Origin of the sequence: Pseudomonas sp. rhizo66, assembly GCF_031931925.1 — a bacterium.
GTDB lineage: Bacteria > Pseudomonadota > Gammaproteobacteria > Pseudomonadales > Pseudomonadaceae > Aquipseudomonas.
This window is the reverse complement of sequence record NZ_JAUJWZ010000002.1, coordinates 466,761-482,278: the sequence shown is the minus strand read 5'-3', so window position 1 is coordinate 482,278 and position 15,518 is coordinate 466,761. Positions and strand designations below refer to the sequence as shown.

14 protein-coding genes are annotated in these 15,518 nt (G+C 60.3%); 4 read left to right on the top strand and 10 right to left on the bottom strand.

Going from position 1 to position 15,518, the window contains the following annotated elements:
* Positions 1–212 precede the first annotated feature (212 nt).
* Complete coding sequence (locus QZR14_RS04220; protein ID WP_250605767.1) at positions 213–698, bottom strand: DUF523 domain-containing protein; 486 nt, start codon at positions 696–698, stop codon at positions 213–215.
* Between the two features lies 1 nt (position 699).
* Positions 700–1,332, bottom strand: a complete 633-nt coding sequence (locus QZR14_RS04215; RefSeq protein WP_311995959.1) for a 2OG-Fe(II) oxygenase — start codon at positions 1,330–1,332, stop codon at positions 700–702.
* A gap of 108 nt (positions 1,333–1,440) precedes the next feature.
* Here QZR14_RS04215 and QZR14_RS04210 point away from each other — a divergent pair, with 108 nt between their 5' ends.
* Positions 1,441–2,172, top strand: coding sequence for a DUF2059 domain-containing protein (locus tag QZR14_RS04210; RefSeq protein ID WP_311995958.1), 732 nt, complete (start codon positions 1,441–1,443; stop codon positions 2,170–2,172).
* Positions 2,173–2,302: 130 nt separating this feature from the next.
* On the opposite strand, the gene QZR14_RS04205 is transcribed toward QZR14_RS04210, so the two are convergent.
* Positions 2,303–3,250 (bottom strand): alpha/beta hydrolase, encoded by a 948-nt coding sequence (locus tag QZR14_RS04205; protein WP_250605764.1) that lies wholly within the window; start codon positions 3,248–3,250, stop codon positions 2,303–2,305.
* Positions 3,251–3,348: 98 nt separating this feature from the next.
* Here QZR14_RS04205 and QZR14_RS04200 point away from each other — a divergent pair, with 98 nt between their 5' ends.
* Positions 3,349–3,927 (top strand): DUF6436 domain-containing protein, encoded by a 579-nt coding sequence (locus QZR14_RS04200; protein WP_250605763.1) that lies wholly within the window; start codon positions 3,349–3,351, stop codon positions 3,925–3,927.
* A 102-nt stretch (positions 3,928–4,029) separates the two neighbouring features.
* Positions 4,030–6,441 (top strand): penicillin acylase family protein, encoded by a 2,412-nt coding sequence (locus QZR14_RS04195; RefSeq protein WP_311995957.1) that lies wholly within the window; start codon positions 4,030–4,032, stop codon positions 6,439–6,441.
* A gap of 180 nt (positions 6,442–6,621) precedes the next feature.
* Here QZR14_RS04195 and QZR14_RS04190 read toward each other — a convergent pair whose 3' ends face one another.
* Positions 6,622–7,587 (bottom strand): GlxA family transcriptional regulator, encoded by a 966-nt coding sequence (locus QZR14_RS04190; protein WP_311995956.1) that lies wholly within the window; start codon positions 7,585–7,587, stop codon positions 6,622–6,624.
* Positions 7,588–7,811: 224 nt separating this feature from the next.
* Between QZR14_RS04190 and QZR14_RS04185 the strand changes: the two genes are divergently transcribed.
* Positions 7,812–8,453 carry an HD domain-containing protein gene (locus QZR14_RS04185; RefSeq protein WP_311995955.1) on the top strand — a complete coding sequence of 214 codons (642 nt, stop codon included), beginning with the start codon at positions 7,812–7,814 and terminating at the stop codon, positions 8,451–8,453.
* 80 nt (positions 8,454–8,533) lie between these two features.
* Here QZR14_RS04185 and QZR14_RS04180 read toward each other — a convergent pair whose 3' ends face one another.
* The 6 genes from QZR14_RS04180 to QZR14_RS04155 all read right to left on the bottom strand — a co-directional run bounded on the left by QZR14_RS04180 (position 8,534) and on the right by QZR14_RS04155 (position 15,481).
* On the bottom strand, positions 8,534–9,424 hold the full coding sequence (locus tag QZR14_RS04180) for an ABC transporter permease subunit (protein ID WP_123454437.1): 891 nt from the start codon (positions 9,422–9,424) through the stop codon (positions 8,534–8,536).
* Positions 9,421–10,302, bottom strand: a complete 882-nt coding sequence (locus QZR14_RS04175) for an ABC transporter permease subunit (RefSeq protein WP_185036840.1) — start codon at positions 10,300–10,302, stop codon at positions 9,421–9,423. The genes QZR14_RS04180 and QZR14_RS04175 overlap by 4 nt, the downstream gene beginning before the upstream one ends.
* A gap of 35 nt (positions 10,303–10,337) precedes the next feature.
* Positions 10,338–11,480, bottom strand: coding sequence for an ABC transporter ATP-binding protein (locus QZR14_RS04170; protein ID WP_103302476.1), 1,143 nt, complete (start codon positions 11,478–11,480; stop codon positions 10,338–10,340).
* Positions 11,481–11,546: 66 nt separating this feature from the next.
* Positions 11,547–12,644: a polyamine ABC transporter substrate-binding protein gene (locus QZR14_RS04165; RefSeq protein WP_284676849.1), complete on the bottom strand. Its 1,098-nt coding sequence runs from the start codon at positions 12,642–12,644 to the stop codon at positions 11,547–11,549.
* Between the two features lie 188 nt (positions 12,645–12,832).
* Positions 12,833–13,945, bottom strand: coding sequence for a polyamine ABC transporter substrate-binding protein (locus tag QZR14_RS04160; RefSeq protein ID WP_090287291.1), 1,113 nt, complete (start codon positions 13,943–13,945; stop codon positions 12,833–12,835).
* A gap of 171 nt (positions 13,946–14,116) precedes the next feature.
* Positions 14,117–15,481, bottom strand: coding sequence for an aspartate aminotransferase family protein (locus tag QZR14_RS04155; protein ID WP_311995954.1), 1,365 nt, complete (start codon positions 15,479–15,481; stop codon positions 14,117–14,119).
* Positions 15,482–15,518 lie beyond the last annotated feature (37 nt).

Sequence of the window (15,518 nt, the reverse complement as noted above, 5' to 3'; positions counted from 1 at the left end):
TTTGGGGTTGCTTTAGAGATACGCCGACCTGGGATGGCTATACCGAATCCGAAATCGACTGGTCATGGCTTTGTCGATTCCATAGTCGATCGGTCATGGCTGTGTCGAAGCCATAATCGCCAAGGTCTTTCAGGTCGATGGACAGCGCCAGACACTTCGGTCGGCCCCCTCTCCCTCCGGGAGAGGGATGGGGTGAGGGTAACGATTCAGGATCAGTCCAAAGCAGCCAGTGCCAGCGCGGCCTGCGGCAATTCCAGTTCACTGAACACCTGCACACCATGGCGCTTGAGCAACGCGGCCGTCACGCCTTCGCCGGAGACTTTCACTCCGCTGAACGTCCCGTCATACGTCAGCAAATTCCCGCAAGAAGGACTGTTGGCCTTGAGCACCGCCACCCGAATGCCGTGCTTCTGCACCAGCGCCAACGCCTGCCGCGCACCGTCGAGAAACTGCGCACTGACATCCTCCCCCTCGGTGGTTATAACCGAGGCGACACCATCAAGCACTTCACCACCCTGCCCGCCCGGAATCTCCGCCGCCGCCCGTGGCGTCGGCAATCCCCCCGCGACCTCCGGGCACAACGGCACCACCCGCCCTTCGGCAATCCACTGCTCGAGCACATCAAAAGGCCCACTCGCACCACCGTCATAACGCACGCGATGGCCCAACAGGCAACGGCTGACCAGAATCTTCTGCATATCAGAACGGCTCGTTGCCACGGCGACGGAACCAGCCGGTCAGCGACAGGCGCTCGCGGTTCGCCGGCAGCACTTCGTGGGGCACTTCACCGGAGAGAAACACCACCAGACAACCGCCAACAGGCAGCACGTCGTGCACACGGTCGTCTTTCAGATACATGCGCAACTGACCGCCATCTTCCGGCAGCCACGCCTCATTGAGGTAGACCACCACCGAGACCATGCGCTTGTCATCGTCGCGGAAACGGTCGACGTGCTTGCGATAAAAAGCACCCGGCGGATACAGCGCGAAATGGCATTCAAAGTCCTCAAGACCAAGAAACAAGTCTCGGTTGAGCGCCTCGCGCAGGCTCTCCATCAGATTCAGATAGCGGTCGCTGGAATCGGCCTGTCCTGGGTCGATCCACTGAATGTGGTCGCCGCGAATACCCTCGCGAATCTCTGAAAACGGCCCACGGCCCACCGCCGCCGGCGCCAGTTCACCCTCGGCTTCACGTTTGCGGCACTCGGCCGCCAGCTCGCGGGTCAAACCGGCGGGCAGGAATATGTTCTGCTGCGACCAGCCGTGTTCGGCCAGGTCGTCGACAATGCGTAACAGCAGTGGGTGTTCAGAGGATATTTGCATGGCGCGCATAGTATGTCGGCGGCAAGAAATCCGACAGAGCCACGCGGCGGCTTGCTACGAATTCTCGACAAGTACCGGCACCGCACGGAGAATAGTCCGCTGCTGACAGGAGTCCCTATGCGCCGTTTGCTTTTTTCACTGTTGATGTTCTGCGTTTTGCCCGCCTGGGCGGACGGCCACGATCAGTTGTACAAGATCGCCGGCTGGCCAGATCAACGTGCGCATTTCAATGACGCCCTGAGTGCCGCGCAGCAACGCTATCAGAACAGCCTGCCGCCCGCCGTGTTTCAAGCGCTGGTGAACAACAGCAACCAGCGCTTTGCCCCCCAGGCCATGGATCAACGTGCCGAGGCGCAACTGCGACAGAACCTCGCCGATCCGAAACCGGCCCTGACTTTCTTTCAATCGCCGCTGGGCAAGAAAATCGTCGCTGCCGAATTGCTCGCGACCCGCCGCGATCAACTGGCAAAGAACGCCAAAGGCCTGCCCAAGATGCAGGCCAGCGACAGCCGTCTGCTGATCATCGGCCACCTCGCCCAGGCCTTGCCGGCCCGTGAGGCTGGCGCCGAAGTGAGCCTGGCGATTGCGGGAGTGGCGGCGGACAGCTTGAGTTCGATGATCCCGGGACTGCTTGGCGGCGGTCAGGCGCAAGGCATGCTCAATGGTCAGCGCCAGCGCTTGATGGATCAGATCGGCGCGGACATGAACAACACGCTGCTCTACGTCTATCGCGATCTGTCGGATGAAGAGCTGGAAGAGTTTGCGACGTTTGCCGAATCGGCTGAGGGCAAGGCCTATTACCAGGCCGCGCTGGCAGCGATTCGCGCAGGGTTGGCGGTCGGGCAATGATCTTCAGCGCCTGACCGGCCGCCATCGCTGGCAAGCCTGCTCCCACAGGGTTTTACGTCGATCACAAATAATGTGAACACCAGAGAAACCTGTGGGAGCTGGCTTGCCAGCGATGGGGCCTTAAAATCCACTACAGGTTTCGGCCCCTGATCCGCTTGCTCAAGAACTCGAAATACTCCTCGCGCATCTCCACCGTTTCATTCGCCAGATGATGCCGCGCCTCGGCCAGCAGCAAGATCTGTGGCCGGTCGAACTTCCACTTCAACACCTGCAAATTGTGCTGCCAGTCCACCGTCATGTCCGCCTGCCCCTGAATGATCAGCGGCCGTCGCGGACTTTTTTTCGCGTGTTCGACGCGGATGATCCAGCGTGACAGCGCGCCCACCCACTGGGTCGGCAAGCGCCGTGGCTGCAATGGATCGGCCTGCAGAAACGGCAGGAAATCCGGATCGTTGGAGTTCTCGCTGAAGCGCCGCGTGACCCCTCTGACAAAGGGTCTGAGCAAGTAATAACTCAGTTGCGACCAGCCCCACGCCCGTGGCCGCACCAGTGGCGCCAGCAAAATCACCTGGCCCTGCGCCGGGCTGTTTTCACCATGGTTGAGCAGATGATCGACCACAATCGCCCCGCCGGTGCTCTGCCCGCACAGATGCCACGGCTGCGGCAGCGCGATCGACTGTGCCTCGGCGAACAAACCCTGCAAGACATCCTGATACTCGGAGAAATCACGGATGCTCGCGCGCGGCCCGCTCGACAGGCCATGCCCCGGCAAGTCGCAGGCGATCACTGCGAAGTCCTGATCCAGTGCCCACTCGATCACGTGCCGATACAACCCGGTGTGATCGTAGTAACCGTGCAGCAGAAACAGCGTCGCCTTGACCTTTTCCGGCCACCAGCAATGACTGACCAGTTCATAACCATCGACCTCGAAACGGCCCATGCCACGCCAGACATCCCGCTCGGGAAAGTCGGTTTGGTAAAAGCGCTGATAGGCCTTGGCCTCGTCCGACAACGGCTGCCACTCGGCCAATGGCTTGAGGCTGGCGCGTAAATGATCGGGATCGAAAGTGGCAGGCATGCGGGAATTCCAAAGCGGTAAACAGACTTTATCGGCCTGCGATATTCATCTGTAGAGGCAGACATGGCAAGCTAGCCCGCCTCTGAGGAACCAAATCCATGCGTTCGCCCTACCGCACCGCACTGTTTGCCAGCCTGCTCGCGCTGATTTGCGCCGGGGTGTTGTGGGCGGCGTACGACTGGTTTCAGGGGCGTTATCTGCGCGCATTCAGCGAACACACGGCGGTGTTTTCCGGTGATCCGCTGCGTCTGCCGGACAATCTCGCCGGTCCCGGCAAAATCCGTCTGGTGCATTTCTGGGACCCGGCCTGCCCGTGCAACGTCGGCAACCAACAGCACCTGACCGAGATGGTCGAGCAGTTCAGCGCCAAAGGCGTTGAGTTCTTCGCCGTGCAAAAAGCCGGCAGCCACGGCCAGTTACCCGCGACCCTCAGCAGCCTGAAAACCATCACGCTATTGCCCGGCTCCGAACAGGTTCCGGCCAGCCCGGCTGTGGCGATCTGGGACCGCAGCGGCAAACTGGCGTACTTCGGCCCCTACAGCGAAGGCCTGACCTGCAACTCCAGCAACAGTTTTATCGAACCGATTTTGAATGCCCTGACGGAAGATCGTCCGGTCAATGCCACGCACACCCTGGCGGTCGGTTGTTACTGCCCGTGGCCGGTGGAAACGCCGTAAGGCATTCCGGACTTTTCAAGGACAGCGCAGCACAGCACGGAAGGTCTGTGCTAATTGTTTGCAGTCCGACGGGCGGCAATCCCGCTTGCACAAGGAGTCACCATGAAGCGTGTGTTCACCGTTCTTGCCTTGCTCATCGTTGTGCTGCTTGCCGGCGTCGGCGGGTATATCTACAGCAAACAACCCACGCGCCAGGGCCAGGTCGAACTGCGCAACCTGCAGGGATCGGTGACCGTGCGCTACGACGAGCGCGGCGTGCCACACATTCGTGCCGAGAACGAAACCGACCTGTACCGCGCCCTCGGTTATGTGCATGCCCAGGATCGCCTGTTCCAGATGGAAGCCATGCGCCGCCTCGCTCGCGGCGAACTGGCCGAAGTGCTCGGGCCGAAACTGCTCGACACCGACAAACTGTTCCGCAGCCTGCGCATCCGTGAGCGCGCCACCAGTTACGTCGCCAGCCTCGACAAGCAGTCACCGGCGTGGAAGGGCCTGCAAGCCTATCTGGATGGCATTAACCAGTATCAGGACACCCACGCCGCGCCAATCGAGTTTGACGTGCTGGGCATCCCCAAACGGCCATTCACCGCGGAGGACAGCATCAGCGTCGCCGGCTACATGGCCTACAGCTTTGCCGCGGCGTTTCGCACCGAGCCGTTGCTGACTTATGTGCGCGATCAACTCGGCGCCGATTACCTCAAGGTCTTCGATCTCGACTGGCAACCCAACGGGGTGCTGACCAGCCGTCACGCCAAGCCAGCGCCGGCCCTCGCCGCCGGCGACTGGAAAGACCTCAACGCCCTCGCCCGCCTTAGCGAACAGGCGTTGATCGATCATGGCCTGCCGCAATTCGAAGGCAGCAACGCCTGGGTCATCGCCGGCAGCCGCAGCCAGAGCGGCAAGCCTCTGCTGGCAGGTGATCCGCACATTCGTTTCTCGGTGCCGTCGGTGTGGTACGAGGCGCAATTGTCGGCGCCGGGCTTTGAGTTGTACGGTCATCATCAGGCGCTGGTGCCGTTCGCGTTTCTGGGGCACAACCTGGATTTCGGCTGGAGCCTGACCATGTTCCAGAACGACGATCTGGACTTGATCGCCGAGAAGGTCAATCCGGATAACCCGAATCAGGTCTGGTATCGCGGCCAGTGGACCGACATGCTCGTCACGCAGCAGCAGATCAATGTAAAGGGCGAGCCACCGGTGACCCTCACCCTGCGCCAATCGCCCCACGGCCCGATCGTCAACGATGCACTGGGGACTGCTGCCGGGAAAACGCCGATTGCGATGTGGTGGGCCTTCCTCGAAACACCGAACCCGATCCTCGAAGGCTTCTACCAACTCAACCGCGCCGACACCCTGGCCAAGGCCCGCGCCGCAGCGGCGAAAGTCCAGGCGCCGGGGCTGAACCTGGTTTATGCCAACGCCAAGGGCGATATCGCCTGGTGGGCCTCGGCGCTGCTGCCCAAGCGTCCGGCCGGGGTGCGCCCGGAATTCATTCTCGACGGCAGCAGCAATCAGGCGGACAAGGACGGCTTCTACCCGTTCAGCGCCAACCCGCAGGAAGAGAACCCGGCACGCGGCTACATCGTCTCGGCCAACTTCCAGCCCGTGTCGCCGACCGGGATGGAGATTCCCGGCTACTACAACCTCGCCGATCGCGGCCAGCAACTCAATCGCCAGCTCAGCGACAAGAGCGTGAAGTGGACCAACGAGGCCAATCAGAAGCTGCAACTGGGCACCGCCACCGATTACGGCCCGCGCTTGCTCGCGCCGTTGCTGCCAGTATTGCGTGAAGTCGTCAGCGATCCGGCGCAACTGAAACTGGTCGAGCAACTGGCGCAGTGGCCGGGCGACTATCCGCTCGACTCAGTCAGCGCGACGCTGTTCAACCAGTTCCTCTATGACCTCGCCGTTGCGGCAATGCGCGATGAGTTGGGCAATGACTTCTTCGAGACATTGCTGTCGACGCGGGTGATCGATGCGGCGCTGCCGAAACTGGCGGCGAATGCCGATTCGCCATGGTGGGATAACCGCAGCACACCGAACAAGGAGACCCGCGCCGATATCGTCCGCACGGCGTGGCAGGCGAGCATGCAGCACCTGAAGCTGACCCTCAGCGACAACACTGCGGAGTGGAAGTGGGGCGTGGCACATACCCTGACCCATGGCCATCCGCTGGGGCAGCAGAAGCCGCTGGATCAGGTTTTCAATGTCGGTCCGTTTGCGGCGCCGGGCAGTCATGAAGTGCCGAACAACCTCTCGGCGAAGATCGGTCCCGCGCCGTGGCCGGTGACGTATGGGCCGTCGACGCGGCGCTTGGTGGATTTTGCCGATCCGGCGCATGCCCTGACGATCAACCCGGTCGGTCAGAGCGGCGTGCCGTTCGACAGTCACTATGATGATCAGGCTGAAGCGTATGTCGACGGGATGTATGTGCAGGCGCATTTCACTGCCGAAGAGGTGACGGCGAATACGCGCAGTACCTTGAAGCTGTTGCCGGCGCGGGCTGCGCCTTAAGAGCCCCTCACCCTAGCCCTCTCCCAGAGGGAGAGGGGACTGACCGAGGTGTCTTTCGCTATGCACCGACCTGAGATATCGAGTCGATTATGAATTCGGTACAGCAACATCACTTCGGCGTATCTCCCCAATATCCCCGAATCGGCCCCCTCTCCCTCCGGGAGAGGGCTGGGGTGAGGGTCAAACCATCAACGCAAAATTCAGCCGAAACTGCTGCGGCGTCACCCCCAGCCGGCGGTTGAACACAGTGCGCATATGTTGCGCATCACGAAACCCGCACTGATACGCCACGGTCTTCAACGGCGCCGCCGTGCTTTCCAGCATCACCCGCGCCGCATCCACCCGCGCCCGTTCGACAAACTCCGCCGGCGTCACCTTGGCCTCCCGAGCAAACACCCGCGAGAAATTGCGCGCACTCATGTTCGCCGCATTGGCCAGATCGGCAATCGTCAGATCACCCGTCAGATTCGCCAGCACATACAACTGCACCAGTGCCACCGCCGACGTCGGTTCCGCGTGCGGCGTGAGGAACGGGCTGAACTGCGACTGGCCACCCGAACGCTGGGTGAACACCACCAACCGCTTGGCCACGCTCAGTGCCACTTCAGCGCCGTGATCCCGCGCCAGCAGGTACAGCGACAGATCGATCCCCGCTGTGACCCCGGCCGAGGTGTAGAGCGTGCCGTCCTCGACATACAGGCGATCCGCTTCGACCTGCGTTGTCGGGCACAACTGCGCCAGCGCCTCGGCATCGTTCCAGTGCGTGGTGACGGTGCGCCCGGCGAGCAATCCGGCCCGCGCGAGCATGAACGCGCCATTGCAGATCGAACCGAAGCGCTGCGCCCGTGCACAGGTCCCGCGCAGCCAATCATCAAACGTCGCGCCAAAATCCATGAATGGCAGTTGCGGGCCGCCAGCGACCAGCAACAGGTCGTAGGCGTCGAGTGCTTCGCTGAAATGCCGATGGGCATTCAGGGTCAAACCGTTGGAACAGGCCATCGGCCCGTGCTCGACGCCGATTACTTCGAGCCGATAGTGAGCCTCGGGCGCCAGGAAGCGATTGGCCTCGGCGAACACATCCATCGGGCCGCTGACGTCCAGCGACTGCACGCCTGGGAACACGACGATGGCGACGGTTTTGGTCATGACTGTGGATTCCCTTTCAAGAGCAAAAGATCGCGGCCTTCGGCAGCTCCTACAGGGGAATGCGGGCTTCTGCAGGAGCTGCCGCAGGCTGCGATCTTTTAGCTTGGCACGATTTGCAGGCGGATTGGCAAGGATCGCAGCCATGGATCGATTGTCCGCATCCAGCGTCGGGAACAGACTTTTCCCATCAGCGCCACCACGGCGTTTCAGTGAGGAAACTTGCCATGACCACGACCATCGCCGGCATCAAAATCCCCGACAGCGCCCTCGCCCGGGCTACCACCGAGTACATCCGCGACATCGAATCCGACCTGCTCTATCACCACTCGCGCCGGGTCTTTCTGTTCGGCGCCCTGAGTGGCGAGCGCCAGCAACTGGCTTACAACCCGGAACTGTTGTACGTCGGCGCGATGTTCCACGACCTCGGTCTGGTTGAAGGTCATCGCAGTGATGACGAGCGTTTTGAAGTCGACGGTGCCAATGCAGCGGCGGCGTTTCTCAAACCGTACGGGGTGAGTGATGACGACATCGAACAAGTCTGGCTGTCGATTGCCCTGCACACCACGCCCGGCGTGCCGAAGCATCTGCGTCCGACCGTGGCGCTGGTGACCGCTGGTGTGGAAATGGATGTGCTGGGCATGGACTACGCAGCGTTCAGCACCGTGCAGCGTGAGGCAGTGGTGCATGCGCATCCGCGTGGGGACGGTTTCAAGGAGTGCATCATCTGCGCGTTTGCCGACGGCTTGCGCCATCGTCCGCAGACCACGTTCGGCAATGTGAAGACCGATGTGCTGAAGGATCAGCAGCCGGGGTTCAAGCCGATAAACTTTGTTGAAGTCATCCGCCAATCTCCCTGGACTGCATAAAACAAAATGTGGGAGCGAGCCTGCTCGCTCCCACATTGGGATTTGGGTTGGCCTAGAGATTGAGGCCAACCCGATATGGCTTACGCCGCTTCCGGCGCCGGTGCGCGACGCACGTCCGGCTGCTTCCACGAATCGGCTGCGCTTTCTTCGATGGCTTGCTGGATGGCTTTCTTGCGCGCTTCTTCGGCACGGCGACTGAAGAACCAGACCATGAAGGTCACGATCGACACCGCCAGCAGAATCAGACTGGCCACGGCATTGATCTCGGGCTTCACGCCCAGACGTACCGCCGAGAAAACTTCCATCGGCAGAGTCGTCGACCCCGGCCCGGAGACGAAGCTCGCCAGCACCAGGTCATCCAGCGACAGCGCGAACGACATCATGCCGCCCGCCGCCAGCGATGGCGCGATCATCGGGATGGTGATCAGGAAGAACACCTTCCACGGCCGTGCACCAAGGTCCATGGCCGCTTCTTCGATCGACAGGTCCAGTTCACGCAGACGCGCCGACACCACCACCGCCACATACGCCGCGCAGAACGTGGTGTGAGCGATCCAGATGGTGACGATGCCACGTTCCTGCGGCCAGCCGATCATCTGCGCCATGGCCACGAACAGCAGCAACAGCGACAGACCGGTGATCACTTCCGGCATCACCAACGGCGCCGTCACCAGACCGCCGAACAACGTGCGGCCCTTGAAACGGGTGATGCGGGTCAGCACAAACGCTGCCAGCGTGCCCAGCGCCACCGCCGCGACGGCGGTGTAGCAGGCGATTTCCAGCGAGCGCAGCACCGAGCCCATCAGTTGCGTGTTGTCGAGCAGGCCGACGTACCACTTGATCGACCAGCCGCCCCACACCGTCACCAGTTTCGAGGCGTTGAACGAGTAGATCACCAGGATCAGCATCGGCAGGTAGATGAACAACAAACCCAGAACCAGCATCAGGCTGGAGAAACGGATGCGCTTCATTCTTTGCCCTCCATTTCTTTGGCCTGACTGCGGTTGAACAGAATGATCGGCACAATCAGGATCGCCAGCATCACCACCGCCAGCGCGGACGCCACCGGCCAGTCGCGGTTGTTGAAGAACTCTTGCCAGAGTACTTTACCGATCATCAGGGTTTCCGGACCGCCGAGCAGTTCCGGGATCACGAACTCGCCCACCACCGGGATGAACACCAGCATGCAGCCGGCAATGATCCCGTTCTTGGACAGCGGAATAGTGATTTTCCAGAAGCTGTTGAAGGTACTCGAACCGAGGTCGGAAGCCGCTTCGAGCAGACTGTTGTCGTGCTTCACCAGGTTGGCGTACAGCGGCAGGATCATGAATGGCAGATACGAATAAACAACACCGATGTACACCGCGAGGTTGGTGTTGAGGATCTGCAGCGGCTCGTCGATCAAGCCCATGCTCATCAGGAAACCGTTGAGCAGGCCGTTGTTGCTGAGGATGCCCATCCACGCGTAAACGCGGATCAGGATCGCCGTCCAGGTCGGCATCATGATCAGCAGTACCAGCACTGTTTGCAGCTCTTTACGGGCGGTGGCGATGGCGTAGGCCATCGGATAACCGATCAACAGGCACAACAGCGTGCTGATAAATGCCATTTTCAGCGAGCCGAGATAAGCGGCGATGTACAACTCGTCGCCCGCCAACATCGCGTAGTTGCCCAGGTTCAGCAGCAGTTGCAGCTTCTGCTCGGCGTACGTGTAGATCTCGGTGTACGGCGGGATGGCCACGTCGGCTTCGGCGAAGCTGATCTTCAGGACGATGAAGAACGGCAACATGAAGAACAGAAACAGCCAGATGAACGGAACCCCGATGACCAGTTGCCGGCCATTGGGGATTATTCGGTTGATGCGGCGTTTGAATTTGCGCATGTTCATGAGCGGAGTACCACGCCGCTGTCGTCTTCCCACCACACGTAAACCTGATCGCCCCAGGTCGGACGCGCGCCGCGACGTTCGGCGTTGGCGACGAACGACTGCACCAGCTTGCCGCTCGGCAATTCAACGTAGAACACCGAGTGCCCGCCGAGGTAGGCGATGTCGTGGACTTTGCCGCTCGACCAGTTGTATTCGCAGGTCGGCTGGTCGGCGGTGACCAGCAGCTTCTCCGGACGGATCGCGTAGGTTACGGACTTGTCCTGCACCGAGGTGCTGATGCCGTGGCCAACGTAGATCTGTCGGTCGAGGTCTTTGCAGGTGATGGTCGCGTGGCCTTCGGCGTCGTCGATCACTTCACCTTCGAAGATGTTGACGTTGCCGATGAATTCGCAGACCAGACGGCTGGTCGGGGTTTCGTAGATGTCGATCGGGCTGCCGATCTGGGCGATCCAGCCCAGGTGCATGATCGCGATGCGCTCGGCCATGGTCATGGCCTCTTCCTGGTCGTGGGTCACCATCACGCAGGTCACACCGACGCGCTCGATGATTTCCACCAGTTCCAGCTGCATCTGCGAACGCAGCTTCTTGTCCAGTGCGCCCATCGGCTCATCAAGCAGCAACAGCTTCGGCCGCTTGGCCAGCGAACGTGCCAGCGCCACACGCTGACGCTGACCGCCCGACAATTGATGCGGCTTGCGCTTGGCGTACTGGCTCATCTGCACCAGCTTGAGCATCTCGGCCACACGAGCGTCGATCTCGGCCTTGGGGATTTTGTCCTGCTGCAGGCCGAAAGCGATGTTCTGCGCCACGGTCATGTGCGGGAACAAGGCGTACGACTGGAACATCATGTTGATCGGACGTTCGTACGGCGGCATGTCGGTGATGTCGACGCCGTCGAGAAAAATGCGCCCCTCCGTGGGCCGTTCGAACCCTGCCAGCATCCGCAACAGAGTGGATTTGCCCGATCCCGAACCGCCGAGCAGGGCGAAAATCTCGCCTTTCTTGATTTCCAGGGACACATCGTCCACGGCAATCGTCTCGTCGAACTTCTTCGTGACCCGGTCGATTTTGACCAACACCTGTTTAGGTGTCTGGTCGCCCTCGAGGGCTTTCTTATAGGCGCCGGAGGCAACTGCCATTTACGAAACTCCCAGAAAAAAAGAGTGCAGTTCGCCCAATGCGGACGAACCCAGGATAGTTGTGCCTTATTTGCCCGACTTGACCTTGGTCCAGCTGCGGGTCATCAAACGTTGAATATTGGGCGGCAACTCGGTCGACACGTAGGTCTTGTCGAGGACTGCTTGCGGTGGATAAACCGCTTCATCGGTGCGAATGGACTGTTCCATCAGCTTGTCCGAACCCGGGTTGGGGTTGGCGTACCCGACGTAATCACTGACCTGGGCAATCACCTCAGGTTTCAGCAAATAGTTGATGAAGGCGTGGGCCTCTTTGACGTTGGACGAATCCTTCGGAATCGCCAGCATGTCGAACCACAGCGCGCCGCCTTCTTTGGGGATCGAATAGGCGATGTTCACGCCCTTCTTGGCTTCCTCGGCGCGGTGCTTGGCCTGGAAGATGTCGCCGGAGAAACCGATGGCCACACAGATGTCGCCGTTGGCCAGATCGCCGATGTACTTGGACGAGTGGAAGTAGGTCACGTACGGACGCACGGCGAGCAGTTTGGCCGTGGCCTTTTCGTAGTCCTTGGTGTTGGTGCTGTTGGCGTTCAGGCCCATGTAGTTGAGCACGGTCGGCATCATTTCATCGGCCGAATCGAGGAACGCGACGCCGCAGCTGTGCAGTTTCTTGATGTTCTCGGGTTCGAACAGCACGCCCCAGGAATCGATCTTGTCGACGCCGAGCACTTCCTTGACCTTGTCGACGTTGTAACCGATGCCGTTGGTGCCCCACAGGTACGGCACGGCGTACAGGTTGCCCGGGTCGTTCTGTTCCAGACGCTTGAGCAGCACCGGGTCGAGGTTGGCATAGTTCGGCAGCTGCGACTTGTCGAGCTTCTGGAACGCACCCGCCTTGATCTGCTTGCCGAGGAAATGGTTCGACGGCACGACCACGTCGTAACCGGTACGCCCGGCCAGCAGCTTGCCTTCCAGGGTTTCGTTGGAATCGAAGACGTCGTAGACCGGTTTGATCCCGGTTTCTTTCTGAAAATCGGCCAGCGTGGTCTCGCCGATGTAATCGGACCAGTTATAAATATGCACCGTACCGGCGGCCTGGGCTCCGACAGCGATCGTCAGGCCGGCAGTGGCCAGCAGGGCTTTGCGCAAAGAAGAAAAAATAGGCAAGTGGAGGTCCTCTAAATTAGTTGGGCCCAAGTTGCCCCGCGCTGCATGACAGCCATGACTGCCCGGCAACAAAACCGGCGCGCAACTTACCCTCGAAAAACCGTTCCTGCAAAACTTCCTGTCATTTAATTAATCCGCTGGCCGCCCTCGCGAGGAATGACGGCCAGCGGTTGTTGCATCAAACCGGCTTATTTACCGGATTTGATCTTGGTCCAGCTACGAGTGATCAGGCGCAGAGTCGCTGCGTCCAGGTCGCTGATCGCGTAGAGCTGTTTCTTCACTTCAGCCGACGGGTAGATGCTCGGATCGCTGGTGATGTCCTTATCCACCAGTGGCGTGGCAGCTTTGTTACCGTTCGGGAAACGCACGGCGTTGGTGATGCCCGCCATCACTTGCGGCTCAAGCAGGTAGTTCATGAACTTGTAGGCGGCTTCGACGTTTTCGGCATCCTTGGGAATGGCGACCATGTCGTAGAAAGTGCCAGCGCCTTCTTTTGGAATGGTGTAGGCCAGCTTGACCTTGTCACCGGCTTCCTGGGCGCGGGTCTTGGATTGTTCCAGGTCACCCGAGTAACCGACGGCGACGCAGATGTTGCCGTTGGCCAGGTCCGAGATGTACTTGGAGGAATGGAAGTAGGCAACCGAAGGACGAATCTTCAGGAACAGGTCTTCGGCAGCCTTCAGGTCAGCCTTGTCCTTGCTGTTGGTCGGTTTGCCCAGATAGTGCAACGCCGCCGGAATCATTTCGGTCGGCGCGTCGAGGAAGCTTACGCCGCAGCTTTTGAGCTTCTCGATGTTTTCAGGCTTGAACACCACGTCCCAGGAATCGATCTTGTCGATGCCCAGCGCTGCCTTGACCTTGGCCGGGTTGTAGCCGATGCCGATCGAGCCCCACATGTACGGGAATGCGTGCTTGTTGCCTTGGTCGCTGGCATCGCCAACAGCCTTGAGCAGGTCTTCGTCGAGGTTCTTCCAGTTCGGCAGCTTGGACTTGTCCAGCTCCTGGTAGACACCGGCCTTGATCTGCTTGGCGAGGAAGTTGTTGGAAGGCACCACAATGTCGTAACCGGACTTGCCGGCCAGCAACTTGGCTTCCAGGGTTTCGTTGCTGTCGAAGACGTCGTAGACGACTTTGATCCCGGTGGCTTTTTCGAAATTGGCCACGGTATCTGGCGCAATGTAGTCGGACCAGTTGTAGACGTGCAGTACCTTGTCGTCCGCGTGAACCGCACCCGCCATCATGCCCGCCACGGACAGCGCGAGAAGTGTCTTGCCAGCAAGCTTTTTACCTAATGCCTTCATGCGTCATGCTCCAAATTTTTCTTTTTTGAACCACTTTGTTCAGCGGCCGAACCCGGACAACTGGAACCGCGGCTAGTCTGGCAAGATCCGAGGCGGTCTTTCAAGAAAAGACCGGCCTTTCTGACAGCTTTGAGCGAGAGCGCCGCAGCTCCCCCGCTCAGAGCCTAGCACTTAGCCTTGCAACGCACTGAGGGTCAGGTCCAGACACTTGCGTGCCTTTGTAACCAGCTCATCGATCTCGGCTTTGCTGATCACCAGCGGCGGCGCGATGATCATGGTGTCGCCCACAGCGCGCATGATCAGGCCATTGTCGAAGCAGAACTGGCGGCAGATCATGCCGACGCCCTTGCCTTCGTAACGCTTGCGCGTGGCCTTGTCCTGCACCAGCTCGATCGCGCCCAACAGACCGACTCCGCGAACTTCACCCACCAACGGGTGATCGTTCAGTTCCCGCAGACGTTTCTGCAAATACGGTGCCGTTTCGTTGTGCACGTTCTCGATAATTTTTTCGTCGCGCAGGATGCGGATGTTTTCCAGACCCACCGCTGCCGCCACCGGATGACCGGAGTAAGTGAAGCCGTGGTTGAAATCGCCACCTTCATTGAGCACCGCCACCACCGAGTCGCGGACGATCAGGCCACCCATCGGGATGTAGCCGGAAGTCAGGCCTTTGGCGATGGTCATCATGTCGGGTTTGAGGTCGTAGAAATCGCTGCCGAACCACTCGCCGGTACGGCCGAAACCGCAGATCACTTCATCCGCCACGAACAGGATGTCGTACTTGGCGAGGATCTCCTTGATGCGCGGCCAGTAGCTGTCGGGCGGAATGATCACGCCACCGGCACCCTGGATCGGCTCGGCAATAAAGGCACCGACGTTGTCGACGCCGACTTCGAGAATCTTCTCTTCCAACTGATTGGCCGCCCAGATGCCGAACTCTTCCGGGGACATGTCGCCGCCCTCGGCGAACCAGTACGGCTGCGCGATGTGGACGATGCCCGGGATCGGCAAGTCGCCTTGTTCGTGCATATACGTCATGCCACCCAGGCTCGCGCCGGCCACGGTCGAACCGTGGTAACCGTTCTTGCGGCTGATGATGACTTTCTTGTTCGGCTGGCCCTTGATCGCCCAGTAGTGGCGAACCATGCGCAGCATGGTGTCGTTGCCTTCGGAGCCGGAACCGGTGAAGAACACATGGTTCATGCCTTGCGGCGCAACGTCGGCGATCGCCTTGGCCAGTTCCAGTGCCGGCGGGTGCGCGGTCTGGAAGAACAGGTTGTAGTACGGCAGTTCGCGCATCTGTTTGGCAGCCGCATCGGCCAGCTCATCGCGACCGTAACCGATGGCCACGCACCACAGACCGGCCATGCCGTCGAGAATCTTGTTGCCTTCGCTGTCCCACAGGTAAACGCCTTTGGCGTTGGTAATGATCCGCGGGCCCTTCTCTTTCAGTTGCTTGAAGTCACTGAACGGGGCCAGGTGGTGATCATTGCTGAGTGCTTGCCACTCGCGGGTTTGCGGGTTGTTGCTGGTCATGCCAATTCTCCTTGTTATCGGTGAAGACGCGGCTGCT

Bases quoted from the DNA above. Each gene is read 5' to 3' on its own strand.
- QZR14_RS04220 (WP_250605767.1), bottom strand. From the start codon at position 698: ATGCAGAAGATTCTGGTCAGCCGTTGCCTGTTGGGCCATCGCGTGCGT.
- QZR14_RS04215 (WP_311995959.1), bottom strand. From the start codon at position 1,332: ATGCGCGCCATGCAAATATCCTCTGAACACCCACTGCTGTTACGCATT.
- QZR14_RS04210 (WP_311995958.1), top strand. From the start codon at position 1,441: ATGCGCCGTTTGCTTTTTTCACTGTTGATGTTCTGCGTTTTGCCCGCC.
- QZR14_RS04205 (WP_250605764.1), bottom strand. From the start codon at position 3,250: ATGCCTGCCACTTTCGATCCCGATCATTTACGCGCCAGCCTCAAGCCA.
- QZR14_RS04200 (WP_250605763.1), top strand. From the start codon at position 3,349: ATGCGTTCGCCCTACCGCACCGCACTGTTTGCCAGCCTGCTCGCGCTG.
- QZR14_RS04195 (WP_311995957.1), top strand. From the start codon at position 4,030: ATGAAGCGTGTGTTCACCGTTCTTGCCTTGCTCATCGTTGTGCTGCTT.
- QZR14_RS04190 (WP_311995956.1), bottom strand. From the start codon at position 7,587: ATGACCAAAACCGTCGCCATCGTCGTGTTCCCAGGCGTGCAGTCGCTG.
- QZR14_RS04185 (WP_311995955.1), top strand. From the start codon at position 7,812: ATGACCACGACCATCGCCGGCATCAAAATCCCCGACAGCGCCCTCGCC.
- QZR14_RS04180 (WP_123454437.1), bottom strand. From the start codon at position 9,424: ATGAAGCGCATCCGTTTCTCCAGCCTGATGCTGGTTCTGGGTTTGTTG.
- QZR14_RS04170 (WP_103302476.1), bottom strand. From the start codon at position 11,480: ATGGCAGTTGCCTCCGGCGCCTATAAGAAAGCCCTCGAGGGCGACCAG.
- QZR14_RS04160 (WP_090287291.1), bottom strand. From the start codon at position 13,945: ATGAAGGCATTAGGTAAAAAGCTTGCTGGCAAGACACTTCTCGCGCTG.
- QZR14_RS04155 (WP_311995954.1), bottom strand. From the start codon at position 15,481: ATGACCAGCAACAACCCGCAAACCCGCGAGTGGCAAGCACTCAGCAAT.